Source organism: Cupriavidus sp. 05T313, from assembly GCF_056396665.1.
Window position 1 is genome coordinate 1 of record NZ_JBFTLX010000548.1, and the last position, 849, is coordinate 849.

Sequence of the window (849 nt, forward strand, 5' to 3'; positions counted from 1 at the left end):
GTGTTGCTGTGGCAAAAGAAATCCGATCATCTTCTCTCCTTCGGGTTTGACTAGGCATTGTTGGCGCCAGCACCGCTAGCCTCGGTGCCGATGCATCCCCCGCGCAAGCGCGTTGCCGCTTGCCGGAGACGGGCTACGCCCACGCAAGACGGAAGATACCGAGTCTGAGTCCAGATTGAAATCGGACAGATCCGAAAATGGGTTAGGAAATTTCCYAATTAATTAATTCAGGGCCAAATTTGACCAGGTTCTGAATAATCTGCAGTCGTTGGGGAGTCACTGCTGGTAGGCGGCCTGCCGCTGCAGGCGGCGTATGTTTTCGATGCTTTGGTCGATGTCGTGCTGGTTCGCGGGTGCGCCGGGCATGCATCACAGGGCGGGTCATGGCGCGCTTATGCGCGGTTTCCTGCTACTGATCTGGCGCCGCTCAATGGCGGCGTTCGGGGTGGCCGGCGGCAAGAAGGGGAGCGACTGGGCAACCGCGAGCGAGGGCAGGGGCAGGATGAATTCTTCTCTTTTTCATCGTCTCCGGTGCTGAAAGGCTGCAATGGCCACGTAGCCAACACCGATAAAGGCACCGAGAAGTGCGGCCTTCTTGAGCCGAGTCTCTGTCGCAACTAGGTCCCAGCTTGTCCAGGGCGCGCCTGCTTGAAGGTGCTCAATGAATGACCTTTGAGTCCCGCTGGCACAACGCGAGAAAATCCCGCACCAATTTCGTTGATAAGGTTCAAGCAGTAACTCTCGAAGGATCGGTGAGGCGAGTAAGTCCAGGCAGGATACCAGCACAACCATCATCGCGAAAAAAATTAAGGCCACATAGATAGTGCTACGGATTACTAAGTTTCTATT

1 protein-coding gene is annotated in these 849 nt (G+C 55.7%); it reads right to left on the reverse strand.

Annotated features, from left to right (window positions below):
• Positions 1-519: 519 nt before the first annotated feature.
• Positions 520-849: hypothetical protein (locus tag AC1DKD_RS41655; RefSeq protein ID WP_477144787.1), on the reverse strand; the 330-nt coding region annotated here is incomplete at its 5' end.